General features: G+C 67.7%; 24 protein-coding genes and 3 pseudogenes. 13 read left to right on the plus strand and 14 right to left on the minus strand.

Translation table 11 applies throughout. The features are described 5' to 3' along the window. Nucleotides 1-140: 140 nt before the first annotated feature. Nucleotides 141-581, minus strand: coding sequence for a hypothetical protein (locus tag ABZS80_RS06400; protein WP_355054747.1), 441 nt, complete (start codon nucleotides 579-581; stop codon nucleotides 141-143). Nucleotides 582-839: 258 nt separating this feature from the next. Between ABZS80_RS06400 and ABZS80_RS06405 the strand changes: the two genes are divergently transcribed. Continuing rightward, nucleotides 840-2,375 (plus strand): hypothetical protein, encoded by a 1,536-nt coding sequence (locus tag ABZS80_RS06405; protein WP_355054748.1) that lies wholly within the window; start codon nucleotides 840-842, stop codon nucleotides 2,373-2,375. A gap of 478 nt (nucleotides 2,376-2,853) precedes the next feature. On the opposite strand, the pseudogene ABZS80_RS06410 reads toward ABZS80_RS06405, so the two are convergent. From ABZS80_RS06410 to ABZS80_RS06420, 3 genes and pseudogenes are all read right to left on the minus strand, one after another. Then, nucleotides 2,854-3,111, minus strand: a pseudogene (locus ABZS80_RS06410) (IS256 family transposase); the annotation flags it as partial. Next, on the minus strand, nucleotides 2,997-3,452 hold the full coding sequence (locus tag ABZS80_RS06415; protein WP_355054749.1) for a hypothetical protein: 456 nt from the start codon (nucleotides 3,450-3,452) through the stop codon (nucleotides 2,997-2,999). The pseudogene ABZS80_RS06410 and the gene ABZS80_RS06415, both read right to left, overlap by 115 nt. A 135-nt stretch (nucleotides 3,453-3,587) precedes the next feature. Continuing rightward, nucleotides 3,588-4,025, minus strand: coding sequence for a DUF6228 family protein (locus ABZS80_RS06420; protein WP_355054750.1), 438 nt, complete (start codon nucleotides 4,023-4,025; stop codon nucleotides 3,588-3,590). A gap of 1,071 nt (nucleotides 4,026-5,096) precedes the next feature. Here ABZS80_RS06420 and ABZS80_RS06425 point away from each other — a divergent pair. Further along, the gene (locus ABZS80_RS06425; protein ID WP_355054751.1) at nucleotides 5,097-6,260 is read left to right on the plus strand and encodes a VCBS repeat-containing protein; all 1,164 of its coding nucleotides are present in this window, start codon (nucleotides 5,097-5,099) and stop codon (nucleotides 6,258-6,260) included. 413 nt (nucleotides 6,261-6,673) lie between these two features. On the opposite strand, the gene ABZS80_RS06430 is transcribed toward ABZS80_RS06425, so the two are convergent. The 4 genes from ABZS80_RS06430 to ABZS80_RS06445 form a co-directional block, all read right to left on the minus strand. Further along, nucleotides 6,674-7,378: a DUF4241 domain-containing protein gene (locus ABZS80_RS06430; protein WP_355054752.1), complete on the minus strand. Its 705-nt coding sequence runs from the start codon at nucleotides 7,376-7,378 to the stop codon at nucleotides 6,674-6,676. A gap of 937 nt (nucleotides 7,379-8,315) precedes the next feature. Next, nucleotides 8,316-8,516, minus strand: coding sequence for a hypothetical protein (locus ABZS80_RS06435; protein ID WP_355054753.1), 201 nt, complete (start codon nucleotides 8,514-8,516; stop codon nucleotides 8,316-8,318). Nucleotides 8,517-8,589: 73 nt separating this feature from the next. Further along, nucleotides 8,590-9,408, minus strand: a complete 819-nt coding sequence (locus ABZS80_RS06440) for a HEAT repeat domain-containing protein (protein WP_355054754.1) — start codon at nucleotides 9,406-9,408, stop codon at nucleotides 8,590-8,592. Nucleotides 9,409-9,454: 46 nt separating this feature from the next. Continuing rightward, nucleotides 9,455-9,610, minus strand: coding sequence for a hypothetical protein (locus tag ABZS80_RS06445; protein ID WP_355054755.1), 156 nt, complete (start codon nucleotides 9,608-9,610; stop codon nucleotides 9,455-9,457). A gap of 197 nt (nucleotides 9,611-9,807) precedes the next feature. On the opposite strand from ABZS80_RS06445, the gene ABZS80_RS06450 reads away from it, so the two are divergent. After that, the gene (locus ABZS80_RS06450; protein ID WP_355054756.1) at nucleotides 9,808-10,116 is read left to right on the plus strand and encodes a hypothetical protein; all 309 of its coding nucleotides are present in this window, start codon (nucleotides 9,808-9,810) and stop codon (nucleotides 10,114-10,116) included. A gap of 143 nt (nucleotides 10,117-10,259) precedes the next feature. On the opposite strand, the gene ABZS80_RS06455 is transcribed toward ABZS80_RS06450, so the two are convergent. The 3 genes from ABZS80_RS06455 to ABZS80_RS06465 form a co-directional block, all read right to left on the minus strand. Then, on the minus strand, nucleotides 10,260-10,796 hold the full coding sequence (locus ABZS80_RS06455) for a DUF6346 domain-containing protein (protein WP_355054757.1): 537 nt from the start codon (nucleotides 10,794-10,796) through the stop codon (nucleotides 10,260-10,262). Nucleotides 10,797-11,047: 251 nt separating this feature from the next. Further along, nucleotides 11,048-11,209 (minus strand): hypothetical protein, encoded by a 162-nt coding sequence (locus ABZS80_RS06460; RefSeq protein ID WP_355054758.1) that lies wholly within the window; start codon nucleotides 11,207-11,209, stop codon nucleotides 11,048-11,050. Between the two features lie 94 nt (nucleotides 11,210-11,303). Beyond that, entirely contained in the window at nucleotides 11,304-11,531 is a 228-nt protein-coding gene (locus ABZS80_RS06465; RefSeq protein ID WP_355054759.1) for a hypothetical protein, read from the minus strand. A gap of 702 nt (nucleotides 11,532-12,233) precedes the next feature. Here ABZS80_RS06465 and ABZS80_RS06470 point away from each other — a divergent pair. Together ABZS80_RS06470 and ABZS80_RS06475 are read left to right on the plus strand one after the other, a co-directional pair. After that, entirely contained in the window at nucleotides 12,234-12,764 is a 531-nt protein-coding gene (locus ABZS80_RS06470; RefSeq protein ID WP_355054760.1) for a SigE family RNA polymerase sigma factor, read from the plus strand. Continuing rightward, nucleotides 12,761-14,203 (plus strand): hypothetical protein, encoded by a 1,443-nt coding sequence (locus ABZS80_RS06475; RefSeq protein WP_355054761.1) that lies wholly within the window; start codon nucleotides 12,761-12,763, stop codon nucleotides 14,201-14,203. The genes ABZS80_RS06470 and ABZS80_RS06475 overlap by 4 nt, the downstream gene beginning before the upstream one ends. Nucleotides 14,204-14,776: 573 nt before the next feature. Here ABZS80_RS06475 and ABZS80_RS06480 read toward each other — a convergent pair. Continuing rightward, the gene (locus ABZS80_RS06480) at nucleotides 14,777-15,556 is read right to left on the minus strand and encodes a transposase family protein (RefSeq protein WP_355054762.1); all 780 of its coding nucleotides are present in this window, start codon (nucleotides 15,554-15,556) and stop codon (nucleotides 14,777-14,779) included. Nucleotides 15,557-15,633: 77 nt separating this feature from the next. Between ABZS80_RS06480 and ABZS80_RS06485 the strand changes: the two genes are divergently transcribed. Both ABZS80_RS06485 and ABZS80_RS06490 read left to right on the plus strand, forming a co-directional pair. Continuing rightward, nucleotides 15,634-16,233, plus strand: coding sequence for an AAA family ATPase (locus ABZS80_RS06485; protein WP_355054763.1), 600 nt, complete (start codon nucleotides 15,634-15,636; stop codon nucleotides 16,231-16,233). Nucleotides 16,234-17,000: 767 nt separating this feature from the next. Then, nucleotides 17,001-18,314 carry a hypothetical protein gene (locus tag ABZS80_RS06490; RefSeq protein ID WP_355054764.1) on the plus strand — a complete coding sequence of 438 codons (1,314 nt, stop codon included), beginning with the start codon at nucleotides 17,001-17,003 and terminating at the stop codon, nucleotides 18,312-18,314. A gap of 179 nt (nucleotides 18,315-18,493) precedes the next feature. Here ABZS80_RS06490 and ABZS80_RS06495 read toward each other — a convergent pair. Further along, nucleotides 18,494-18,893 (minus strand): annotated as a pseudogene (locus ABZS80_RS06495) (hypothetical protein); the annotation flags it as partial. Nucleotides 18,894-19,000: 107 nt separating this feature from the next. On the opposite strand from ABZS80_RS06495, the gene ABZS80_RS06500 reads away from it, so the two are divergent. Continuing rightward, nucleotides 19,001-19,219: a hypothetical protein gene (locus tag ABZS80_RS06500; protein ID WP_355054765.1), complete on the plus strand. Its 219-nt coding sequence runs from the start codon at nucleotides 19,001-19,003 to the stop codon at nucleotides 19,217-19,219. Nucleotides 19,220-19,544: 325 nt separating this feature from the next. Next, nucleotides 19,545-19,745: pseudogene (locus ABZS80_RS06505) on the plus strand (transposase); the annotation flags it as partial. A 180-nt stretch (nucleotides 19,746-19,925) separates the two neighbouring features. Here ABZS80_RS06505 and ABZS80_RS06510 read toward each other — a convergent pair. Further along, nucleotides 19,926-20,825, minus strand: a complete 900-nt coding sequence (locus ABZS80_RS06510) for a LysR family transcriptional regulator (protein WP_355054766.1) — start codon at nucleotides 20,823-20,825, stop codon at nucleotides 19,926-19,928. A 73-nt stretch (nucleotides 20,826-20,898) separates the two neighbouring features. Here ABZS80_RS06510 and ABZS80_RS06515 point away from each other — a divergent pair, with 73 nt between their 5' ends. The 4 genes from ABZS80_RS06515 to ABZS80_RS06530 all read left to right on the plus strand — a co-directional run bounded on the left by ABZS80_RS06515 (nucleotide 20,899) and on the right by ABZS80_RS06530 (nucleotide 24,644). Next, nucleotides 20,899-21,909, plus strand: a complete 1,011-nt coding sequence (locus ABZS80_RS06515) for a putative sulfate exporter family transporter (RefSeq protein ID WP_355054767.1) — start codon at nucleotides 20,899-20,901, stop codon at nucleotides 21,907-21,909. Nucleotides 21,910-21,961: 52 nt separating this feature from the next. Next, nucleotides 21,962-22,708 carry a GntR family transcriptional regulator gene (locus ABZS80_RS06520; protein ID WP_355054768.1) on the plus strand — a complete coding sequence of 249 codons (747 nt, stop codon included), beginning with the start codon at nucleotides 21,962-21,964 and terminating at the stop codon, nucleotides 22,706-22,708. 300 nt (nucleotides 22,709-23,008) lie between these two features. Then, entirely contained in the window at nucleotides 23,009-23,782 is a 774-nt protein-coding gene (locus ABZS80_RS06525; RefSeq protein WP_355054769.1) for a sugar ABC transporter permease, read from the plus strand. Between the two features lies 1 nt (nucleotide 23,783). Then, nucleotides 23,784-24,644, plus strand: a complete 861-nt coding sequence (locus ABZS80_RS06530; RefSeq protein WP_355054770.1) for a carbohydrate ABC transporter permease — start codon at nucleotides 23,784-23,786, stop codon at nucleotides 24,642-24,644. Nucleotides 24,645-24,663 lie beyond the last annotated feature (19 nt).

Genomic DNA, 24,663 nt, shown 5'->3' on the forward strand with positions numbered 1-24,663 from the left:
GGCCTGATCGAATCCGTCTTCGGCCAGGTTGGGCCGGCGCCGGCCGGGATCAGGCCCGTATCCATGGGATGCCCCGCGTCGTCCTGTGCTGGTGGTGCTGGGATTCGGGTGCGCCCGTGAGTGCTGCATTATTTGGGTAGCTAGCTGCCCCAGACTGCGCCGCAGATAAGGCAGAGGGCTAACAGTGACAAGAATGCGACAACTGCGAGGACGCCTCGGCTGCGACTGTTACGCCTTTCGTCCACCTCGTACTGGCGGATCGCGGCCTCTGTGGCAACGATCCGCTGCGAGTGGGACCCGCTGACCGCTGGCAACCTCAGCCTGATCTCCATGTTGCCCAACAGGTCCCCTGTGCTGCTTCCGATCACCGGAAAGCCGTTAGCTTGAATTTCCCGCGTGACCACCGCAGCAACCGCTGCCCTGCGGGTGGAGTCGAAGTGTTGTGGCCCAAGGTGGAGCGTGCACTCGGTCAGTCCTTGCTGCTGGTACTTGGCGGCCTGCACGAGGAGACCGAGCACACCTATGTCCAACCGTTGTTGCCCGGTTTGCACCGAAAACGGCTCGGCATCTGCTGCTGTCATGGATTGATCATCTCCTCAAGAGCGAGACGGCGTCCCCGGCCCGCAGTTGTACGGACACCCCCGGCACTGTCAATGATCGGGTGAGCGGGCGGATGCGGACGACTGATTGCACGGCGAGGCTCTGGCTGCAATAAATGGTCAATGAACGCCCAGGGGGGTGCCGGAGTGCGCCGCGGTCGGCCTTACCAGCCGCCGCGGCCGACGCCGACACGCGCAGGATGGTCGGAACAGCAGCACCGGGTCGGCTGGCTGCTCCGGGTGAACCGCCTTTACGGCAGCGATGAACGGTGGCAGCGCGAGTCGGAATTTGCCGCGGACTTCCAGGGCGGCTGCTGGCCCGAGCGGACGAGCGTCTACCGGATCTCCCGCTGGGAGACTGCTAGGGTCCGCGTGCCCTACCTGGCGGTTCGTCGATACGAGGAACTTCTGCAGTTGCCGGCGCATCGGCTTGCCGTGCTGATCGACAGTGTCTACCGCTACTCCGTTGAGCCCGGCGCCGCGCCCCTGTTGCAGAGGCAACCACGCCGAGACGCCCTGGAGACTATCGACCGGATCGAAGAGCTGCTGGAGGCCGTGAAATCCGACGACGTGGTGACCGGGGCGCAATGGGACGAGCTGACCGGCCTGTTCGGCGAAACCAGCCAGCTGATTCTGCCGCGATCCACGTGGGCGCATGTGGCGGAGCGACTCCTGGCCGAGATGATAGTGGCCGACGGCGTGGCCTGGGCCCAGCGCTACGAAGCCCTGAACCGACTACTCGCCCACCCGCTCGGACAACAACCGGCGGTCGCGGCCTGCGCCAGCCTCGCGGCCGACCGTACCAACCAGGTGTTCGTCGAGACGGTCAGCGCATTAGACAGCAGTCCCCATCCCGAAGCGGCCGCCCACGTAATCGCGCAACTTGTTCATCCCACCAACGACCGCGCACAGTACGGTGCTCTGCTCGCCTGCGTCCGCAAGGTGCGCTACGGACACTTCACCGAACGCCAGGTGCGACGCCTGGTACCAATCGTCAACGACTTCGCCACCGACCCCGCTCATTACGAGGACACCCGCCGGCTTGCGACCGAGCTGCTTCGTCGGATCCCGGCCGACCTGCCCTCCGACGCCCGCCTGCGGCTGCACAACACGGCTTACCCGGACGGCGCCGCAAACCACCCGCCGCTCGCGACCGACTCGCAGCGCGCCTTGGCGGAACGGATCGCTAATACCACGGTGGCAGGTATGGCTAGAGACATTCCCCGCTTTCCAGACACGCTGCTACCGGTCCTGATCCGAGAGATGTTGTTCAGTCCCGTCTTCGACGTACGGCTGTACGGGGCGATGCTACTGCTCGGCACCCCGTACCATTCGTCGCTGGCAACCGCCCTGGAAGCCGAGCTCTCAAGCCAACTCGGGAGCGGCGGCACGGAGATCGCTTGCTCTCTGCTCGAAGCGCTCCGCATCCTGGGAAGCGGCGAGCAGCGCCCCTTGGTGGAGAGACTGACCACCGCCAGCGGTCTACCGCCCGCGATCACCCTCGCTGCCGCCTCAACCATCGGACACATCGGTGGTAGCAGCCCTGACCGCTACTGGACAACTGCCATCCAGCACCACCGCCGAGCCTGGCAGCGTACCGGGAGCAGAACGAGCCTCTCTGCGTTGGACGGACTAATCTACGGGCTCGGCATCACGCGCAACATTCCCCTGCTTCGACAAGTCCGCGAGTCTCCTGACATCCCCTGTTCAACGCGCACCGCCGCCGCGTGGTGGCTCAACCTGCCGAGCTCCGTGTGCGAGAGTGCGAATCGCTAGCCCACCCCCAACTGGCGCTGGACATTGAGCTGGAGTCCCGGGAGGACAAGGTCGGCAAGTTCTCGCTCGACGACCTTCGGTTGGCCGGTGCTGACCGACAGGCGAACGAACCAGCGCTGGCCGCGGTGGTCGCAGGCTTGCGGGGCAGCACGGTGCGTGCGCCGGACTGCACCCCGGCTTGGCCGATGGCGGGCGGGGCGCTGCCGGCCACGGGCTCCGGGTCGTAGGCATCGGCGATCGGGCTACGAAGCCGTCCGTGACCAGCGCCGCTGCGAGATGGGCGCCTGGGCCTCACCCGTTCGGCTATGCCGATTACCCAACAGAGACCCAAAGAAGTCGTTGCCTGAGGGTTTTCCGCCGCGCCGTCAGGTACCCATTAGGTGACTGAGGGTCGGTGGTCCCTGCCCCGGACACGGCCCCAGCGCCCGACACGGTCCCTAACGAGCGATAGTCAAGACTTGTGGATGAGAAACCTTGATCAGGCGGCTGCGGCGTCGGAGGTGACGGGTTCGGTGGTGGCCCGTTCGACGAGGCGGCCGCGTTCGAAGCGGGCGCCGGCGCGGACCAGGGCGACCAGGTGCGGCGCGTTGACCGCCCGCCACCGCTGCTGGGCGGCTTCGATCAGCTTGGAGGCCATCGCGAGGCCGGCGGCCTTCGAGTCAGGCCCTTCGGTAAGTTTGGTGCGGTGCCGGACCGTGGCGAACGTCGACTCGATCGGGTTGGTGGTGCGCAGGTGGCCTTTAGCGCCATCACCGCCTGCAGGCGATAGACGAACGAGCCCGGATCGGTCGGTGTGACAAGCCAGTCGTTGGTCCGCCGGTGCATGGTTGCGAACGCCTCGGCGTACTGCGGCCAGTTAGCCTCATCAAGATCTGCGGCAATCTTGCCGGCAAGCATCAGAACGTTTTCGCGGTCGGCCGGTGCGTACCGGCCTGCGAGATCGGCCAAACGCGGGATGAGGAAGGCTTCGTCCGCATCGAAGAATCCTTCGTGGCACGCCCTCTCGTACAGCGAGTCCCAAGCATCCGCGTACGGGTCGGCCGCAGCGGCCGCCAGCAACTCCTCACCCTCAGTCACGGCATGAGTCCAACCATACCGCTGCGGATCGTGCCGATGACGGCGGCGCTCGGGGCGAAGATCCCACCGTGGCCGAACCACGTGATCGGGTGCGCTCATCTGCCGCCGATCGCGCGCCTCCGACTTGAGGCCGCGCTACGAGACCAAGTGGCCGAGTTCGGCGACGAGGCGTCGCATGTCCTCGCCGGCGTCAAGGGTCACCATGACGGATGCCTCCCAGGCTCTCGGGTCGTAGCCCCGAGGGCCCCGGATGACGAAACGGAGATTGACGTGGCCTCGTCGGTCATGCGTCGCGTCGATGCGGAGGTCGTGTTCCAGTGACTCCCAGGCCCGCACGCCGTCCCATCCCTCATACGACTCGGCGAGGTCGGCTTCCCACGACACGATCCCGTCGCCATTGAACGTCCGGACCCAGGTCACCGCACTGACGCCGTCATCGGCCAACTTGCAGCGCAGGTCGAGCACCTCGTCATTCCACGGCCGCTCGGCGCGATGAAGACGCACGGACCCAAGCCCCGCCTCGGCGGCGATTTCGACGCCGTCGTCCAACTGCCTCAACACCGGGAAGAGCATGCCACTGGTGCTTGCCGGTGTCGCGATGTTTGACGCCCACTCCCCGCGTCGCGGCAGCTCACTCTTCTGCCGCTGACAAGGCGCGGCATCCTGAGCACGTCCGGTCGACGACCGGGCCGTGGGAGCGGGGCGGGAGCGACTGAGCCTAACGGTCGCTGGCCGGGCGTCGGCGTTAGCCAGTGCCGCTCGGGCAAGCGGCCACGATCTCTGACGAACGACCTGCAGGACGGTGCGTCTCAGCTTGGCCGCAGCAGCCGCGTGAGCCCTGGATCGGGGAGTAGGTTGGGAGCAACAGGGTGCACTGAACGGCCCCTCAACCGCACCGAACGGCACCGGACGGCACGCAACTGCACCCACCCCTGCCTGCGGCTTCGCGTTTTTGCAGGTCAGAGTGGGTCCGGCGTCCTGCTTCACACGGAGTGCTCAGCGGTTTCGCGCAGCAGTCGACAGCACTCTATGTCGCCTGGCAGGGGAGTGTGCGCAGGTCGCGGCGGTAAGGAGCCGCTGCATGGCCCGGCCTTGCCCTTGGGAGCAGATTGGGTGCAGGTTGGCGAAGTGGTCGCCGCGCCCGAAGTGCTCACCGACATCGGACGGGGGCGAGGCTTTGACCTGCGGTGATGCGGGCGAGCGGGGCGGCGTGACCTCCCAGAGAAGACCGAAGTGGTCACGGTTCGCTGCTCCCCGCCTGGCTGGTGCCGGCTGTCGGCCTGGGGTCGGCCAACGTCGATCACGAGGGCCATGCCGCATCGACGTACGGCTCTGGGCGCCGTCGTGATGGCGACGGTATGGATCCCGCGAGTTGAGACCCGAATCCCACCGGCAAACCTCTGAGCAGGGCTTCCTGAGCGGTGACCTCTTCGGCGTGTCCGAAGAGGTCACCTCCCGTTTCATCAACGGCACGGATGTTGCGAGCCTCAGTGATGACCGGCGGGTGAATGACAAGGAGTTCAGCACGCGCGGGCGTGCATGCCTGTCCACAGGTTGGCGTGGCAGGGGTTTGCGACGGCGGTGATCAGGGCACGTGGCGCGTGAACGGTCGTCGATCGAGGGCCAGGACATGACGGGGGCACAATGGACAGAGGTGTAAGAGTCGGTATCGCCGCGACGCTCGCCATAGCGGCCGGGGTGGCGGTGCCGCTGCCCGCTGAGGCGGCGAGTGGAGGGACATTCGCGGCCGCCAAGTACCTTGCCACGGGGTCAACTGCGAGCAGCGCCGTCGCTGTCGCCGACGTCACCGGTGACGGGCGACGTGACATCGTCGTCGGCATCGATGCCGTCGACGGCACGCAGACGAGTTCTGTGCTGGTCTTCGCCCAGCGAGCCGACCACACTTTCGGCGCTCCCACCAGGATCAAGGCGCACGGCGGTTACAACAGCAACGTGCAACTCGCGGTCGCCGACATCGACGGCGACGGCCGCACGGACGTGGCGATGTCGTCGTCCGCTGGCGTCGATGTGCTGTTTCAGCGGGGCGGGCGCCTCGCCGCGCCGCTGCTGGTCTCCGGCGGGGCCGAGGACGTGGCGATCGGGGATATGACCGGGGACGGACGGCCGGATCTTGTTGTCGGCAGACGGCGGGGCGAGGTCAGGATCTACAGGCAGACTGCGGCGCATGCCTTCCAGGCGTATCGGACGATCACCGGGCCGTTCGTCGCGGGCGTACCCGTGGACCAGGTGTTCGCCGCCGACCTGAACGGAGATGCCCGCATCGACATCGCGCAGTTCTACGGCCACGGCACGTGGGTGCGGCTGCGCCGCGCGGATGGTTCCTTCGGGCCGGCGACGACCTACCGGACGCCCGCGGACGGCAGCGGCTTTCGCCGCATCGGCCTCGGCGCGGCGGTCGGTGACGTGACTGGCGATGGCCGGGCCGACCTGGTGACCAGCGTTGACGGCAACACTCCGGACGCCGCCGTCCAGGTCTTCGCGCAGGGCGCCGGTGGGCTCGCGACGACGCCGTCCAGGTATCCCGCTTACGACAGTGCCTCTGGCCTCACCGTCGGCGATCTGACCGGCGACGGCCGCAAGGACCTGGTCGTCGCGCACAACAGTTGGCGCGCGGTGAGCGTCTATCTGCAGCGGTCGACCGGGAAGCTCGGCGGGTACACGACGAACAGGGTCGACGGGGTCGGGCCCCAGGCGGACTCCGTGGCCGTCGGTGACGTCACCGGGGACGGGAAGCCGGACGTTGTCGCCGTCGCGTACGACAAGGTGGCCATTCTTCGGCAGCTCTGACACTCGCCGGCTGTGGACCACGTGCTTGGGTCGGCCTCGCCGCCCGCCCGGCACGTGGTTCACACAGCCGGTGTCACTGCAGTCCTGGTGTTCCTCGGGGCGACCCCGGCCATGATGTCGCCCTCGCCTGGTCGGTCTGGCCGCCCCTGGAACTCAGCGGGTCTCCCTCTCGACTCCTGCCCTCTTCGCCGATCGCTAACGGCTTCGTTGGCTATCTTGGGCACAGGCGTACAACCCTGCTATCGCCAGGTTGTCCGCTGCTCGGGTAACAGTCGCGCGCGAGGACGGTTGTAGCCGTATCCGGATCTGCCGCCGTCCGCGCTTGCCGACGGATCAAGAGCGGTCACGGTCAGTAGTTGGCGTCTGAGTCGAGCGGGCATCCTGAACTGCCGATATTCGGGTGCGCCATACAGTCAGTCCTCGTCCTCGTCCTCGTCGTCCTCGTCTTCCGAGTCGGTGGGAAGTAGCAGCATGTCGGCGATGAAGCAGGTCACGGCACAGGAGGTGTCGTAGCCGATCCACGTGGGGTAAGCGCCGTCACCCCAGCCGCTGGACCAGGCGACCATGTCCTCCCGATCGGTCGTGCGGTAGCGCGGCTCGACCAGGCCATCGAGCGTGCGCCAAACGTCTACCAGCCGGTCGGCGGAGTCGGCATCGACGTAGCAGGCCATGCCGGCGTCGACGCCGAAGCCGAAGAACTGCTGGTAGCCGAGGTCGAGTGGGTCCTGCCCGTCGCGCAGCGCCAGCTCCCATCGCACTGCGGGACGGTCGCTGATGTCGAGGCGGGCGGCGGTGACCCGGCTATGCCCCGGATCATCGACGAAGGTCGCGAGGCCGACGGAGACCGGGTACGTGCCGGGCGGCACCGTGACGTCGAAGGGCTTGGCGTCGACGTCCAACGACGAAGGATCAGCAGCGATCAGGCGGCCGGACGGCAGGTGCAGTCGCCCGGCGGCGCGGACCGACAGGCGAAGCTGCCGGTCGTTGTATTCGACCCGCGCACCGGGTGTGAACAGGAGTTCGATGCCGTGCGGCCGCAGCGGCCGGGGCGGACGCCATGGTGGCCGGGTGGCGGTTCGCACCGGAAGCCGATGGTGCACAGCGTTGACGATCTCCACGGGCGTGTCCCCGGCGAGACCCAGCAGATCCCGCCATCGGCGAAAGCCCGGAATCGGCAGGCGGGGCGGCGGCTGTATCGAGCGGGACTCGTGCCGACTGGCGCCGGTCGACATCCCTGAACCAAGATCAGGTGCACGCTTCTGCCGCGGGTAGCGCGCGCGGTGTCAACCATCAGCCGGCGCAGGGCAGCCGGCTGCCGGTGTCGGATCTCAGGACCTGCGTGACAGATCAGTCTCGGGACGTGGGTGACACGTCCGGCTAGACGATCTCTCTGTGTCACGTCCGCTCGTGGCGATGTCACGCGGATCCTGAGACCAGCGCGACGCCGGAGCGCGCTCGGTAGGGAGCGCTCTCGATTCGCTGGCGGGGAGTAGCTCGATCGGGATCTGGGAATACCACGGCCATGAATCGTTGGCGGAGGGTGGCGGCCACCATCCTTGGCGCAGTCATCGGTGGTCTACTGTTCGCGCTGTTGACCGGCTGGAAACATCCGGTGATGACCCTCGCTATCTGGTTGGTCATCTGGGCGCCTCTGGTCTACTTCGGCCTCTACTGGTTCGGAGGCAGACGCATCCAACGACGTGACCCGAAGTAAGGTCCCTTCCCCGCTCCTCCACAGCCGTAAAACAGGCAACCGCACCGGTTGAACCCGCCGTTGTCAACGCAGGTCCCGAGACCGGACAGCCGGCTGCCGGCGTGTGTGCACTGTCCGCGGTTCGATGACGATGAGGACCAGGGCGTGGCCCGTCCCCCGGGTGCCTGATCCTCTACGCCACCCGGCCGGTGTCAAGGGCGCTGCGCGTCGGCACGCCGATGGCCTACGGCCACCCTTGACCCTGCCCGGTGTCGCAGTTCTTGGCACCTATGCGGGGGAAGGGGCAGAGTGGCGAACATTTTCCGGCAGGCGAGGCCGCGATGGTGAGGCTTCCTCGTTTGCTACAGCAGTTGCACCAAGGCCTCTGTTAGTGCAAGCAGGCCGGCGAGCAACACGAGGGACAGGATGCCGATGGAGTAGCGCGGATGTTTCTTGATGTTGCGCAGCGGATTCCAGAGGCCAGGCTGGGAGTCCTGCCCCCTGCGCTCCCGCCTGATTGGCCTTGCCGCCACCCCGATGAGGAACGCGGTAACGAGAACCACCAAGAGGATCCACAGCAGGTCCTGCGCCCCGTTTGCCGATCTGACGAACGAAGCGCCAGTGGCTGCCAGTCAGTCATCGGTCTGCCGCCTTCCATCTCGCGGTGCAACGGGCGATGGCGTGCTCAAGCTGCTCGACCCACGGATCATCTGGTTCGTTGTCCGGTGCCCGCAGCTGGATGAGTGCTGGAAGCAGGCGAGGGTCGGCAAGTTCGGCGGCGGCGCGCAGCCATAACGAATTGGGGTCCGGGCCGGTCAGGCGATCTGCGATAGCGGTAAACACCTCTGGGTCATCGCGGCGAGCCAGTCCAAGGGCGGCCTCCGCCGCCGGGTAGGCCTCAGCGGTGTCCGGTTCGTTGAGCAGGCTACGTAGCCCGGCGCGGATCTGTGGCGAGTCGACGTCGAGCTGGCTGCCGAGCGCGAACGCCGCCCAGTCACGCAGCGTCGGTTCGCGGTCGGCGAGCAGCCCGACTAGCGCCGTGACCTCGGGGCCGTCTGCCTTTGGGGCGTCCAGCACGATCGTCAGGCCGCCGATCGCGATCCGGCGCACCTCGACGTCGGCATCGTTGAGCAGCCGCAGCAAGAAGGGCACGCACCGCTGTTCGCCGCTCTGGTTGCCGAGCGCCTGGGCCACCGCGGCTCGAACCCCCGCGTTGACATCGACGCAGCCGGCGTCGGCGTGATCGAGCAACTCCTCCAGTGCCGGCGGATAGTTCAACGCCACGGACCCGAGCGCCATGACCCCAATTTCTCGCACGCCGGGATCCGCATCGCGTATCCACTCCTGCGCATACGTCAGGGCCTGCTCACTGCCCATCGTCTCGGTGAACCGCCAGATGTCGTCGGCTGTGCCGGCCACCAGCTCCGCAAGCGGCGGATCCTGGTGCTCTACCATTCTTGACTTCCGGAGCGCCTCCCCAGCAACGCGAACAGCTACCGGATTAGTTGTACAGCCAGAAGGCGGCACAGCCGAGGCACAGCACCAGCAGGACGGCCGAGGCTCCCAGCAGCACGAGTAGCGTGAGCATTTCGTTGCGTGCCGCTGGCGCAGACGGCTCTGGCGGCGGGCTGCCGTCGGCGGGCTCGGGGTCGGGCACGTCGTGATCATGTCAGACCCAACCGTGTGGCTGTACAGCCATCCGGACAGCCAAGCCAGCAGACCGAGCCGGTCATACGTGGACGCGGGCCGACGGGACGGGCAGGTCAGCCGCAGTAGTCGACGTCGGCCGACAGATGTCTTGATCTTTGCAAGGCAGGGCCACATATGATCCGGTGACCCCGTCGAGGAGGTCAGATGGAGACATGGCGCTTCGTGGCCGGGGTCATGATGAGCCTGACCATCGGCCTCATCGGTGTCGCCCTGACCACCAACTTTCACGGCGTCACGGAGTGGCACGTGCGGCGGTCGATGACCACCGCGAGCGTTCTACGGCGAGTTCCACCGTGGCGCTGGCTACCACACGTCCCGCACGAGGAGCGTCTGGCGCGCTTCATTCTGTTGGAGCGGCTGCTTGGCGTAGCTTTCGCAGTGGTCGGCGTCACGATCTTGGTTACTGTCGGCTACAGCTTCTTGACCGGTCAGCCGATCCCGTCGAGCCGATGAGGAAGCCGCAGGCCAGCAGGCGAGCGGTCCGCATCTAGTCCGCAAGAGGGCGACGGACGGCGGGGGAGTGCTGTGAGATGTCGAGAGGTGTTTCCGCTGCTAGATCACCATGTGCAAAGGTCGGCGGGACGAGCAGTTTGATCTCATAAATCTGCGGTCGGAGGTCGGCGACCGCGGAAGCGCAGGTACCGGGGCGCGCCGAGGAGCGCCCGGGTCAGGAACATCAGGACCCCGAAGCCGCTAAAGACCAACACCAGCCAGCCCAACTTGACGATGAGTTGTAAGCCAAGGCTGAGCAGGTAGCCGGTTGCCCCGCCGTACGAGCAATCGGTGACACGTCCCTTGACGCTGCAAGCCTCGCGCAGTTCGACCGACTGGCCCCGATCCTCCGGTGCGACGTCCGACGCATGTATTCGGGCCTTCCGGACCGTGCCGTCGGGTGCGGTCACCACCGCATCACATTCCCACCAGTAACCAAAGCCCCGCCGGCTGATCGGACCAACCCGCTGACAATCGTCGACCACCACCCGTGCCGGGTGCCCGTAATGCACACCCCCGAAGAGGCTGGCAAGTGTCATGGACCCCAGGAAGACCACCACGCTGGCCAGAGCCAGCAGGACGGCGAGGCAGGCGGATCGCAGGCGATACTTGGCTGGCCCCAGCGACTGCCAGAGCCGCATCTCGCGGCCATAAATGTCAGGGCCCATGAGGTCCAGAGCCGAACATCGTCCGGATCACGAGGAGGTACCGCCGGGACTTCCACAGGGCAGGAAGCCTGCGATGTGCATCGACGTCCTTCACTTTCATGCTTTGGGTGGTCCCCCTCAACCAGCCGCAGTCGGCCGCCGACCCTGCGTCGTCGCGACCCAACGACAGCGGCGGATAGCGGGCGACAGCACCGACGGCCGTTCGGGACGAAGTGCCTGGCCTGTCAGTCGCCCGCGTCGTCGTGGGATACATGCCCTGCTGCTTGGCTTGCCGAGCGCAGCGCCCACCGAATGATGAAGCACAGCAAGGCCACGAGCACGGTGATGCCGAGGAGTGGCAGCCAGTTGTAGACCACCACTGCGAAAAGGGCCACCCAGATGTTCATCTCGCTCATCGTCGCAGGTGTCTCGGCGGTTGATAGACCTGGCGATGAGTTGGTCGCTGCATGCCTGTGGCAGGGAGTTGAGGATCAACGGCCGTCACCTCCGGTAGGTGAGGCGCAGCGAGCCAGTCGTGCCTGGCACGACGGCGGCCTGGTACGTGATCTCTACCGTCTGGCCCTCACGAGTCGTCATGGTGTCCGAGGCCGGGCCAAAGCGGAACGGCTTCCAGGGGATCCAAATCCGGAACGGATATGTGCCGACCGGCAGGGAGAGCTCGTTCCGACCCCAGGCCAGCACGAACTCGCCGTGCCCCTCGACCACCATGACCGGCAGACCTTGTCGTAGATGGCCTGCGCGCTCGCATTCTTGGAAAGGCGTGCCTCAAGGAGAAGATCCCCATGCCCTGTGCCATCTCGCCTGCCGGCGGCTCGTGCCCCTCCACCTTCCCCCTCGCCGACTCGTCGCCCACGCGAACAGCGATGGGCATCGGGCCTGCCCAAGCTGACGCTGCGCACGGCACCATCAGGATGAGCAGTCCGCACCCAGTCCGCAAGAGGTCCACGGACGTTGGGGGAGCGGTGAGAGGCAACGTGGGCAGCCGAAAAGAGAGCGACAGCCCGGGCGCCTCAACCGAAGCCTGGCCGGCCCACGGTCGTAGGTCAATGAAACAAGTAGCCGATGAGCGGGTGTTACGGACGACCGGGTTCGAGGCATCCGGAATCCCGTAAGGACGTCCTGTTACTCCGAAGGCCTCGATCAGCTCCAGCTGTCGAACTCGTCGTGATCGAAGCCGGCCACCGTAAGCTTGAGCCGTTGGCAGAGCCACACTGGGTGCGCTGTCCATGAACGTTCACCGGGTTGGTTGACATGGCCTGCGTTCGATGCGGTTGGTGCAACCGCCGGGTAGCCACCGGCAGATCCGAATCCGTCTCGACGTACGGTTTCCCACTCAACCCCAGACGTCGCCGATCGCGTCTCACTCTGCATCCGCTCGTGAACGCGAGACGGACGCGAGCTGGAGGTGGCGTGAGTCGCTACGAGGACGACGAACAGTTCCGGCTGTTTGTACAACGACAGTGGGGAAGGTTGCTCCGAACGGCCTACCTGCTGACCGGCGACCGGGGGACAGCCGAGGACCTGGTGCAGTCGGCGTTGGAGAAGACCCATCGGCGCTGGGGGCGGGTACTGCGCAGGGATGCGCCCGAGGTCTACGTACGTCGGGTGATGGTCAACACGGCGATCTCCTGGCGGCGTCGGCGGCGGCCGCTGGAGGTGCCGCTGCTGACCTCGGACAGCGCGCCGATGCCGGACGCGTACGCGCAGGTGGAGGAGCGGCAACTGCTCCTCACCGCGCTGCGTCGGTTGCCGCCCAGGACCCAGGCGGTTCTGGTGCTGCGCTACTTCGAGGATCTCAGCGAGGCGGACACCGCCAGGGTTCTCGGCTGCTCGGTCGGCTCGGTGAAGAGCCAGGCGTCGCGCGGGTTGGCCCGGCTGCGGGTCGAGTTCACCCCACCCGCCCCTCAGTCCCCGGTACGGCTTCAGGAGGATCCGGCATGACCGAGAGCTTCGCGCATTCGACGCTCAGTCCCGCGCTGTGGCAGGCCGCGCACGGTGTCGACGTACCTGAGGACCCGTGGCCGGGGTTCGCCCGGCGCGAGCGACGGCACCGGCGCACGCGCCTGATCCGGACGGCGGTGGCTGCCGCGGTCATGGCCGCACTCGTCGGGGTCCAGACCAACGTGGTGCCCCTCCCCGGCTGGGCGCCCGGCATCGCGGTCGCCGCCGCCCCGACGGCGCTGCTCGACGCGCCGCCCCGTGGCGCGCTGGCCGGAGATCAGGCCTGGCTGGACACGCTGCAGGCTCGAATCAGCACCGATCCGTCGATGAGGACCGACACCTCGTCGGGTGGCTCGAACCCGGTCGGCTTTTGGAAGGTCGGCGATCGCGACCGGATTCGTTTGCTCTACGGCAGTGACCAGCCGGGCCACCGGGTCGCGCTGGTCGCGGTGCCGCTGCGGTTCGGCCTACTGACCAAGGAGGCGCTGGTCTGGTACGTGGGTCCGGCCGGGGCCAGCGCCCAACAGATGCGCTACGCCGGCCACAGCGAGGGCGTCGACGACCCAGTGATGACCCTGCTGCAGGCCGGTCCCGACCGGGGCGGATTCGCGGTTGTCGTCGGGCCGGCCGAATCCACCGTGATGATCAGTGGCGACCCTCGGTACACGCCGAGGGGAACCCTGGAGTACCAGGACCTAGCCAGGGCGGACGGCAGCGGGGTCGGGTTCGCCGTCCTGCCCCCCGCGCCGCTCCAACACGAACCCGTCGTTCGGGTCAGCCGCGACGACCACGTGCTCTACCAGGGCGGCCTGGGCGGCGGCCCGTACGCCGGGATCGACCCAACCGGGCCGGAGATGGACGTCCTGCTCACCGCCGTCCGACGGGGCGCCCGAGGCACGCCGCTGGACGACGCCAACCTGCGCAACTTCGTCGAATCGGCACTCCTCGACAGTCGCCTCCCGGCTGCCGGGACGACGGTACGGGTGCGTTGGTCGGGCAGCGAGCACGGCCAGTCCGCCGCGCTGCTCACCGTTCAGCCCGCCGGCGGCGGGGTGATCGCGTACGCCATGCACGGCGACAACCGAACCGGCTGGTGGACCGACCTGCGGCTGCTGCTGCCGGCCGAGGGCGCCGACCAGCGACCAATCGGCTGGCGGATCCGGGCCGACAACAGCACCCGCACGCCGACGGACCAGGTGCGGGTGATCGCCCCGCCGGACGCGGCCCGCGTCACGGTCACGGTCGGCGGCGCACCCCCGGCCACGGTCACCCTCGACGCGTCGAACGCCGGCACCACCCGGATACCGCCGGACCAGCCGGCCACCCTCACCGCGTACTCCATCGACGGCAGGATCCTCGGAACCACTCCGTTGCCGCCGGTCGAGGCCAACATGTCAGGCCTGCCGGGCGACAGCCCGGCTACCCGGGTGACCCCCTGACGAACCGAAAGCGTGGCCGAGCCGCCCGAAGACGGCTCGGCCACGCCGAGCAGGTTCATAGCCGGGGCGACCCGCTCCCAACCGCCCAGGTCGGCCAGTCTCGCAACCCACGGCTTGACCCGGTGCGCACATCTGCGGCCGTTCGTGCGCTCAGCAGTTCGCCGCTCCTCACGGTCGGTGACCGGCCCGGTGGAGCCGATGACGTCCGCAACTGCCGAGGAGAGTACGTCTACAGTCGGTACCTGGCCGATGATCGGAGCGCTGGTTCGCATGGCAGGCCGACTTGCGGCAGTCGCCGAACTCTGGGAGGCGCACACGCAGGCCCCGTTTCCTGGCCGGCTGAGAAGCGCTGATGTGGCTGGCGTCAGCATGGTGCTGCTGGATTCCAATGTGGCCGGCTGCGTCAGTACCTGGCTGCATCGAGGCGCCACCGGCTGTGGTACGGAGTCCCTGATGCCGGCCAAGAGGTGCTTTATCCCATCGATATCTCCGGCTGAATTTAGCCGCGGGTGGCGCCGGCCTAAGGGCTGTCTCGTAACTGGGTAAAGGCGTTGTCTCCGGCCGGGTCTGTGGTCACCAGGTCAGGACGATGTTGTGCAGGTTGGCGATGCCGGAGGCGGCAGCGGTCAATGTGCGGGCGGCGCGGCGGTAGTCGCGCAGGATCTTCCAGTTCTTCATCCTGGCCAGGGTGTGTTCGACCTGTGCGCGGACGGTGCGGTGCTGGGCATTCAGGTCCTGCTTCCAGGCCGGTAGCGGGCTGCCGTCGCGGTTCTTGCGGTAGGGGATGATCACCGCGGGGTTGCCGCGGTAGCCGCCGTCGGCCATGACGGGCCGTCCGGCCAGAGTCTGGTCGATGCCTGAGGTCCGGTAGACGATCGTGTCGTTGCGGTTGCCCGGCTGGGGGTCGCCGACGGCGATGACCAGGCGGGTGCTGGCGTCGATGGCCACCTGCAGGTTCGTCGAGTTCCGGTAGTTCTTGCTCGGCGCCGCAAGGCGGTGGTCCCGCGTCGGGATAAGGGTGCCGTCCACGATGGCGATCTGGTCGACCGGACGGCGGCGCCCAGGTGCGAGGACCAGCAGCGGGCCGAGGGTGTCGATGACTCGGTGCGCGGCGGAATGCGACACTCCGAACAGTTGGCCGATCTGCCGCATCGTCAGGTTCGTGCGCCAGTACGCGGCCACCAGCAGCACCCGGTCGGGAAGATCGAGGGCCCACTGCCGGCCCGGCCGGCCGTCAGCGATCCCGTCCCCGTCCCGCTCGGCGACCAGGCGGACCAGCCTGCGGAACTGGGCGGGGGTCAGCCCAGTGAACGGGAGGATCCACTTCTGGCGGGCTGCGGAGATCACCTGCACCCAGGCATCCTCGGTGATCGTCCTCAGCGGACAAGCGCCGGGGTCACGAGGAACAGACGCCTTTCAGGGAGGGCGACGTGAGCAGCCAGTACATCGTCATCACCGGGGGACCCGGAGCTGGCAAGACCACGCTGATTGAAAGCCTGCGGCGTGCTGGTCACGCCTGCGTCGACGAAGCGGGACGACAGATCATCCAGGACCAGCTGTCGATCGGCGGTCAGGCGCTGCACACCGGGGACTCACGACTGTTCGCCGAGATCATGCTCAGTTGGGAGATCCGCTCCTACCGCCAAGCCAGCCAGCATCCCGGACCCGTCTTCTTCGACCGGGGGATCCCGGACCTGGTCGGCTACTACCTCCTACTCGACCAGTCCGTTCCAGCGCACGTGACAGCCGCAGCGCAGCTGTTCCGCTACCACCAGCGTGTGTTCATCGCCCCGCCCTGGCCCCAGATCTACACCACCGACAACGAACGACACCAAGGCTTCGCCGAAGCCGTGCGGACCCATGACGCCATGGTCGCCGCCTACACCCAACACGGCTATGAACTCAGCACCCTGCCGCGCAGCGATGTCGCCTCGCGCGTCCAGTTCATCCAGCAACACACAGCAGCCATCGAACACGGATCTCCTGGATCGCCTCGCCCAAGCTGCCCGGAGTTACGAGACGTCCCTTAGCGGTGCGAATTGACGAGCATTGTTCTCGGATGTTTGGACGTCGGCGACGACGACGGCAGCTTACAACCGGTGAGGTGCAGCGGGAACGGTTGGCGCAGTGCCGATGATCTTCGTCGTATCGGACGCCTATGATCCTCGGCTCGCGACCAACGCCCTGCTTTCGACCAGGCGGCGGCTCGATCCTTTTGCCGTGACGGGGCGTAGCGCACGGTCGGTGGCTATTTATCTACTGGTGGTACGACCGCAGCCCGGCCCAGGCTGGTCGAGGCGATCGGCGGGGTCGCTCTTTCGGCGGCTGCCCATCGCGGTTTCGTGGCTCTCATCTGGCATGCGTCCTGCCGGTCACCCTGGCATGGAGAGCTCAGCCGGGCACCGGCGAGCCGGTAACCGTCCGCGGCCACACCGACAAGCTCGTCAACGACACGGCCACGGACGCCACCTCGCCCGACTGATCCTCGTGGTGGACCTGGGCGGCGGCACCTGGCTAACACATCCGCGATGAACTCACCGAGCGCCAGCATCGGCAAGGAGCACCTCCTGCGTCGCCGAAACCCTGCAGATCGCGCCCCGACCGGTCCTGGATGGGCAGGTAACCAGGGAGAAGGCTGTGCTGCCCGGCACCTCGCCTCCCCCACATCCATGTGGCGGACGGTAACGGAGAGCGACGACAGTTGGGGCAATGAACTCAGACTGCGCAGAGAGGTTGCCATCGCGTGTCACTGACACCGCCTATGGTAGGGGTGCCAAACGTGGGGAGGAACCAAGACGTGACTGCCGATAGCAACGCGCCCGTGCCGGTGTGGACACTCGCCACCGAGGACGTGAGCGTTCCGGATGTGTTAGGCGACGAGGGCATGACACCCGCACGCCTCGCAGAGCTGAGAGCTGTTTTGGCAGCCCTTGCAGCCGCTCCGATCGCGACCCTGGAAGCGCATTCGATTTCGACCAGACGCGATCGGAGTGGCGGTATTCCGCTTCATGCGGCCAGCCCACTCGCGCAGCAGTTGGCGCAGCTCGTTACTCAGACGACGAAGTCGGCGCCGCCGACGCTGAACCTCGCCGCTACCGGTGACGTGCTCTACCGAATGGTCGTTCCGGCAAAGGTCGCCGCACAGGTCGGCAAAGGGCTCGTGCAGCCCATGGCTTCCAAGGCCGCTGCGGGAGGTATTCACAGCGCCCTGGTCAACTCCGCCGGAATCGCAGCGCAGGCCACTTTTGTTCCCGTCGCTGGTAAGGCGGCGGTCGCGGGAGCGGCAACCGGCTCGGCCGCAACCGCTGGTGTGGCAGTCGCGAGCGCCGGGGCGTTGACAGTGGCCGCGCCGCTTGTGCTCATGGCTGTCGCGGTCAGTGTCAGCGCTTATGCCGATCACCAGCGCAAGGAATCGATCGAGCGGATCACCGACCTGCTGGAGCAGCTACACGAAGACAAGCTCGAAGACGAGCGTAGCGAGCTTGACGGTTGCCGTGACGCCATTGATAAAGCCACCTCGATCCTGCTTGACCAGGGCCGCATCGGCCTGTCTTTGGGTCTTGACTCCGCGGTGCACGCAATAGGCAAGTCGATTGAACGGTCTCGCAGACGGCTGACTAAGTGGCAGGACGCGCTGGCTGGGCTTCCGGATGGCCCGGTCGAAGTCGGAGCTCTCACCAAAGAGTTTCCCGGCATCGACGAGGAAGGCGGCCCCTTCCGTGCACACCTTGAACTTGCGAGGCTCGCGATCGCCCTCAAACGCCGGGTGCTGGTCCTTCAAGCCGTTGAGCATGCACAACTGGAGGGTGCGAGCCACCCATTCAAGACCTTCGTCCGTACGTTGCACGACGACGAGCGTCGCGTCGACGAATTGGAATCCGGTATCACCTCGGTTCTTCTTCGGCTGTCGACTCTCGAACTCAAGGGTCCCAGCGGCTTCCGGAACATCATGTTCACGAAGGGAGAGGTGGACGACCTTCTCAAGGCTGCGTATCGCCTCCGCGCCCTGGGCCATGGGCTCAACGAGGGGATCCACCAAGCTGACGTTGCGATTGAGATTGAACGAAGCAGCGACGGATCGCTCGTAGTGTTTCCCGCTGTCGCTGCTTGACCATCCCTGAAGCCGCGAAACTCAGTTTGACGGCGCGTGTCTAACGAGCGCTGTAACCGGGTGTCATTAAGGTCGGCGTCGGGTTGCCTTCAAGTGGGGCCACTCCCAAGCCTTACATGCGGGCCGGCTGGGCCGTCAGAATCAGCCGGCCCGCATGGCAGGGCTGCCAGGGGACGTGGTTAGGAGTTGCTCGTCTTGCCGCTGCCCTGCTTGGCGGTGTCGCCGTTCCTGCCGCTGGCCGTGCTGGTGCTGGCGTCGGCCTGGTTCGGGCGGGAGTACCGGTAGACGAGGGTGTCGATGGCACTGGTGTCCTGAGGTGTGGCCGCCGCGGCGGCAGCCTGTCGGATCGCGGTGGCCTCCCCGACGACCGGCTTGGGTGGGCGGGTTTTCATGGTGAACGCTGGTGTCTGCCGTCCGTCGGCGACGAGGCGGGTGGCGGCGGTGTAGGCGTCGAGGTGGGTCAGGTCATGCTCGTCGTTCGGGCAGGGTGTGCCACGCGAGGACGCGGGCGTCCTCGGGCGCGCCGGAGAAGTAGATCCTGTTGCGGGCGTTCGCGGACGCGGCCGCGAGGAGGCCCTGACCGAGGAGGCCGTGACGATCCGCCGACGGCTGGCCGAGGCCAACCCGGACGCCTACCTGCCCGACCTTGGGACGTCATTGTTGACGTACGCGTGGATGTGCGTGAAGTGAACGCCACCCTGCCGCGAGCGCTGGAGGTGGTCACCGAAGCGATGAGCCTCTATCAGCCGCTGGCCGAGCAGCTGCCGCGAATGTTCGGTCGACGCCTGTTCGTGGCATACCATGCGCTCTCCGACGTACTCGGTGGCCTTGGCCGTACCGATGAAGCAGCCCATCTGCGCCGGCAGCTCGACCAAACGGACGGCAGTGAGCCAGCAAAAGGCTAATGTGGAGTGCATTGCGCCATAAGCGTCATTATAAATACACGTACCTCAGCGGGTCGCGGCTCTCGATGTCTGCTACTGGCGGCAGGCTCACCTCGACGTGTGGCACAACCTGCGTCCTGCCATACTGCCGGCCGTGAGCAGCACGGGCAGCACTCCGCGACGCCCAGCCCCCCGGCAAATCCAGACGTGGCAGGACGCCGAGCACAACGCCGCCGCCTGGATGCGGTACTGGGGCTACCGAGATGCACAGGCAAAACCGGGAGGCGCCGATGGCGGCCGGGTACTCCGGGTCCAGCGGCAGGTAGGCGCCGCCGGCCTTGAGCACGCCGAGGTGCGGCCGAACTACGAATCGGAGCACGCGGCGATCGGCGCCGTGGCCCACAAGCTGGGCATCGGCAGGGCCGAGACGCTGCGCAAGTGGGTCGGCCAGGCCGAGGTCGACGCCGGTCAACGCCCTGGGGCGAGCACGGACGAGTCGGCGGAGGTAAAGCGGCTGCGGCGGGAGAACGCGGAGCTGCGCCGCGCAGGCGCCGCTCGCCGCGGCGGCGGGCGCCCGGTTCATCGCCCCGTACCTGGGGCGCATGACCAACGCCGGCCGCGACGGGCTGGCGCAGATCGGGGCCATGCGCGGCATCCTCGAGAGCACCGAAACCGAGATCCTCGCGGAACCGACGCCCCCGCCGCGGAGTTCCTGGCGGCCGCCGCGTCAGCCAGCCTCTGACCGCCGCAGCGCCACCCGCTCCAGCTCAGCGGCGGCGCCGTCGAGGGACGTGCCGTCCCGCCACACCATGCGCAGCCGGCGCCGCAGGTCGAGACCAGCGACCGCGATCCGGATGAGCCGCCCGCTGGCCACGTCGTCCGCGATCGCGAGGGCGCTGAGCACCGCGGCGCCGGTACCGGCGGCGACCGCGGACTTGATGGCGGCGGTCGATCCGAGCTCCAGCACCGGCCGGACCGTTAGCCGGTGCCGGTCGAGGGCACCCTCGAACGCCTCCCGCGTCCCGGAGCCCGGCTCGCGCAGGACCAGGTGTCCGGCGACCAGCGCCGGCGGCTCCAGCGGTCGGCGGCGCCGGCCCCACGGGTGCGCGGCGGCGACCACCACGGCGAGCTCGTCCACGCCGATGACGCGTTGGCGCAGCCCCCGCCTCAGGTGGACACCCTCCACGAAGCCGAGATCCGCCGCCCCGGTGAGCACGTCCTCCGCGACGTCCTCGGAGTTGCGGACCCGCAGCGTCACGGTCGCCTGCGGCCGCCGGCGACGCAGCTCGGTCAGCCAACCCGGCACGAGGTACTCCGCGATCGTCATGCTCGCCGAGACGCGCAGGTGTGCGTCGTGCCGCTCGCGTAGGGCGGCGGCGCCCGTCTCGAGCCGGTCGGCGGCCGCGACCACGTCGCGGGCCCAGTCGGCGACGGTGGTGCCGACCGCCGTGGGGCGCGAACCGGCGGGGGAGCGGGCGATGAGCCGCAGCCCGAGTCGCCGTTCGAGGCCCTGGACCGAGGCGCTGACCGTCGGCTGCGAGAGCCGGAGCGCGCGGGCGGCGGCACCGAACCCGCCGTGCTCGACCACGGCCAGGAAGATCTGCAACGCCCGCAGGTCTGTGGTCATAGGCGCATCCTATGACCTCATCGGAACTTTGCTACTGGCTGAATAGTCAGTCAGTACGTCAGCGTGTCGGGGTATGAACGGTACAAGCCAGGCGGTTGAACCGAGACTCAGCCGGAGCCAGTACCTCCCGGGTCTGGCCGTCGTCGCCGCGGGCGTGGCCGCCGCCTACGCCATCAACAGTGTCGTACCGGCGCTCAGCGCGCTCACCGTCGCGATGCTTCTGGGCGCCGCCGTGCGCAACTTCGGTCTGCTCAACCCGCGGATCGCGCCCGGGGCCGCCGCGGGGACCAAGAAGCTGCTGCGCGCGGGAGTGGTGCTGCTGGGCCTCCAGCTCAGCGTCGGCCAGATCGAGGACCTGGGGTTCGCGAACGTCGCCGTCGTCCTGGCGACCGTCGCCGCCACCTTCTTCGGTACCCGGTGGCTCGGTACCCGGCTCGGTGTCAGCCCCGGGTGCGCGCTGCTGGTCGCCACCGGGTTCGCCATCTGCGGCGCGTCGGCGGTGGCCGCGATGAGCGGCGTGGCGGACAGCGAGGAGGAGGACGTGGCGACCTCGGTCGCGCTGGTCACCCTGTTCGGCAGCCTGGCGATCGTGGTGCTGCCGCTGCTCCAGGCGCCTCTGGGGCTGTCGGACGCCGAGTACGGGGTCTGGGCGGGTGCGAGCGTGCACGAGGTCGCCCAGGTCGTGGCCGCCGCCGCCGCGGCCGGGGCGGCCGCGGTCGGCATCGCGGTGGTCGCCAAGCTGACCCGCGTCGTGCTGCTGGCGCCGCTGGTCGCCGGGGTGAGCCTCGCGCGGTTCCGGCACGCCCGGGTGGCGAAGCGGCCGCCGGTGGTGCCGCTGTTCGTGCTCGGCTTCCTCGCCATGGTGGCGGTACGCAGCCTGGGCCTGCTGCCGGCGCTCGCGCTGGACGCGGCGAAGCTGGTGACCACGCTGCTGCTCGCCGGGGCGCTGTTCGGGCTGGGTACCTCGGTGCACCTGCCCTCCCTGCTGCGCACCGGAGCGCGCCCGATCGCGCTCGGCGCACTGTCCACAGTGCTCGCCGCGGCGGTGGCGCTGTCCGGCATCAAGCTGGCCGGACTTCTTTAGCAGTGGCCGCGTGACCCTTGACTGCAAAGGTCATAACGTTATGATGTTTCTCATGCTTAGGGCCTGGACGGGTGACAGCAGCGAGCCGCTCTACGTGCGGCTCAAGCACACCGTACGCACGATGATCGCGACGCAGCTGAAGCCCGGCGATCGGCTGCCGAGCGAGGGCGAGCTGTGCGAGATGTACGGCGTCAGCCGGACGACGGTGCGGCAGGCGCTCTCCGCGCTCGCCGACGAGGGTGTGGTGTCCCGCCAGCAGGGGCGCGGCAGCTTCGTCACCGAGGCGAAGAAGCCGGTCGACGCGGCCGGCGACTTCATCGGCCAGCTGGCGGACGCCGGGCGCCTGCTCGACGCCCACCTGATCAGCCTGGAGCAGATGAACCCGGACGAGCGGGTCGTTCGGGCGCTGAAGATCTCCTTCGCGGACCAGGTGCACAAGGTGCGCCGGGTCTGGCTGCTGGAGGAGCGGCCCTTCTGCTACCAGGTCAGCTACATCCCGGTCGCGCTGCTGCCCGGGCTGACCCCGGCCGATCTGGAGATGGACCCGGCGTACGGCAGGCCGCATGGCCTGTTCGACGCCACCGGTGGCGAGGTGGAGGAGTCGGTTGAGGTGATGCTCGCCGACCAGTACCGGGCCCAGGTGCTCGCCATCCCGCCGCGCACGCCCCTGCTCGCCGTCGACCGGATCGTGCACCTGCGCACGAACCGGCCAGGCGAGTACAACCGCTCCTTCTACGATGGCAGATCCGTGCGGATGCAATTGTTGCCGCAGCGGCGAATGACCTTCATGGCCCAATAGCAGAGGCAATTTCCAACCGCATTCCGAGCGTCACTGATCGCCCTGTCCCGTTTCTCGAGCGGGAAAAGGGGGCGGGCCGCCGCACGCCCTCCGGCCCCTGATAGCGAGGTTGATACTGTGGGAACCAGCACAGTAGAGGAACGACCGGCCGTGGCCACCGCCGCGGCTCCCCGCCGACCGGCGCCGCCGCAGCCGGCCTCGATGTGGACCAGGATCACCGAATCCGGATACTCTTACGTCAGCCCGGCGGTCGCCGTTCTGCTGCTCGTCCTGGGGTTTCCGCTAGCCTTTTCGCTGTATTTGTCGTTCGAGAACTACAACCTGCTGCTGCCGTTCACCAACGGCTTCGCCGGGGCCGACAACTACACGAGGCTGCTCGGCGACGAGCGGTTCCAGACCGCCTTCGGCAACACAGTCCTGTTCACCGTGGCGAGCGTCGGGACGTCGCTGGTCATCGGGATGGGCCTCGCGCTGCTGCTGAACTCCCGGCTGCGCGGCATGAAGGTCTTCCAGCTCCTGATGATCATGCCGCTGATGGTGTCGCCCGCGGTCACGGCGGTCATCTGGAAGTGGCTGTACAACCCGGACTGGGGGTTGCTCAACTACCTGCTCGGGCTGGTGGGGATCGGCGGCTGGAACTGGACCGGGCAGCCGGAGACCGCGCTGCTGTCGCTGATCATCGCGGACGTCTGGCGAAACACGTCGTTCGTCACGCTCATCCTGCTGGCCGGCCTGGTGTCGCTGCCGAAGGAGCCGCTGGAGGCCGCGAAGATCGACGGCGCGTCCGCCTGGCAGACCTTCCGCTACGTGGTGATCCCGCTGCTCAAGCCGGTGATCTGGGTGGCCGTGCTGTTCCGCGTGATGGACTCGCTGCGGGTCTTCGAGCTGGTCTACATCCTCACCGCCGGCGGCCCCGGCACCTCGACCGAGTCGGTCACCACGCTCGCGTACGAGGAGGGGCTGCGCAACTTCAACATGGGGTCGGCGGCCGCGCTGTCGTACATCCTGTTCGCCGTGCTCTCGATCGTGAGCCTCGGCGTGGTCTGGATGCGGAACCGATCGGAGGGTCGCTGAGATGGCCGCAGGTGCGAGAAAGGTCGGCGCCCCGCCGATCTCCGTCGGCAGGAAGGCGGCGCTCTACGCCGGGCTGACCCTGGCCGCGATCGTCAGCATCGGCCCGATCCTGTGGGCGCTGCTGACCTCGGTGAAGCCCCACGAGCTGGTCGTGTCGTCCACGCCGGTCTGGCTGTTCCGGCCGACGCTGGACAACTACGCCACGGTGTTCTGGTACTCCTCGTACGGCACGTACACCCTCAACAGCCTCCTCGTTGCCGGCGCCGCGACGCTGGTCTCGGTCCTGCTCGGCGCGCTGGCGGCGTACGGGTTCGCCCGGCTGAAGTTCCGCGGCAGCGCGTTTCTGCAGCTGTTCATCCTGGCCACCCGGTTCCTGCCGTTCGTGGCCGTGGTGGTGCCGTACTACCTGCTGATGAACACGCTGGGGCTGCTGGACACGCACCTGGCGCTGATCCTGGCCTACGTCAGCTTCTCGCTGCCGTTCTCGACCTGGATGATGATCGGCTTCTTCGCCGACGTGCCGAAGGAGCTGGACGAGTCCGCGATGGTGGACGGCTGTACCCGATTCGGCGCCTTCCGCCGGGTGATCCTGCCGCTGACCCTGCCGGGCATGGCGGCGACCGCGATGATTTCGTTCCTGGTCGCCTGGAACGAGTTCTTCTTCGCCGTGGTCCTCACCAACACCAGCGCGCGGACCGTGCAGGTGGGCGTGACGGCGTTTCTCGACAACCCGCAGACGGGGTCGAACTGGGAGCTCATCAGTGCGGCCGCGGTCATCGCGATGCTGCCGCTTCTGGTGCTGGCCACATTCGCGCAGAAGTACCTCGTGCGCGGTCTCACGTTCGGTGCGGTGAACAAGTAACAGCTGATGCGGGCCCGGT

Source organism: Micromonospora sp. NPDC005305 (assembly GCF_040607315.1).
GTDB lineage: Bacteria > Actinomycetota > Actinomycetes > Mycobacteriales > Micromonosporaceae > Micromonospora.

What these genes read in the sequence shown, in the direction of transcription:
- ABZS80_RS06400 (WP_355054747.1), bottom strand. Translation starts at nt 581, where the DNA reads ATGACAGCAGCAGATGCCGAGCCGTTTTCGGTGCAAACCGGGCAACAA.
- ABZS80_RS06420 (WP_355054750.1), bottom strand. Translation starts at nt 4,025, where the DNA reads ATGCTCTTCCCGGTGTTGAGGCAGTTGGACGACGGCGTCGAAATCGCC.
- ABZS80_RS06425 (WP_355054751.1), top strand. Translation starts at nt 5,097, where the DNA reads ATGGACAGAGGTGTAAGAGTCGGTATCGCCGCGACGCTCGCCATAGCG.
- ABZS80_RS06440 (WP_355054754.1), bottom strand. Translation starts at nt 9,408, where the DNA reads ATGGTAGAGCACCAGGATCCGCCGCTTGCGGAGCTGGTGGCCGGCACA.
- ABZS80_RS06450 (WP_355054756.1), top strand. Translation starts at nt 9,808, where the DNA reads ATGGAGACATGGCGCTTCGTGGCCGGGGTCATGATGAGCCTGACCATC.
- ABZS80_RS06455 (WP_355054757.1), bottom strand. Translation starts at nt 10,796, where the DNA reads ATGCGGCTCTGGCAGTCGCTGGGGCCAGCCAAGTATCGCCTGCGATCC.
- ABZS80_RS06460 (WP_355054758.1), bottom strand. Translation starts at nt 11,209, where the DNA reads ATGAACATCTGGGTGGCCCTTTTCGCAGTGGTGGTCTACAACTGGCTG.
- ABZS80_RS06465 (WP_355054759.1), bottom strand. Translation starts at nt 11,531, where the DNA reads ATGGTGGTCGAGGGGCACGGCGAGTTCGTGCTGGCCTGGGGTCGGAAC.
- ABZS80_RS06475 (WP_355054761.1), top strand. Translation starts at nt 12,761, where the DNA reads ATGACCGAGAGCTTCGCGCATTCGACGCTCAGTCCCGCGCTGTGGCAG.
- ABZS80_RS06510 (WP_355054766.1), bottom strand. Translation starts at nt 20,825, where the DNA reads ATGACCACAGACCTGCGGGCGTTGCAGATCTTCCTGGCCGTGGTCGAG.
- ABZS80_RS06515 (WP_355054767.1), top strand. Translation starts at nt 20,899, where the DNA reads ATGAACGGTACAAGCCAGGCGGTTGAACCGAGACTCAGCCGGAGCCAG.
- ABZS80_RS06520 (WP_355054768.1), top strand. Translation starts at nt 21,962, where the DNA reads ATGCTTAGGGCCTGGACGGGTGACAGCAGCGAGCCGCTCTACGTGCGG.
- ABZS80_RS06530 (WP_355054770.1), top strand. Translation starts at nt 23,784, where the DNA reads ATGGCCGCAGGTGCGAGAAAGGTCGGCGCCCCGCCGATCTCCGTCGGC.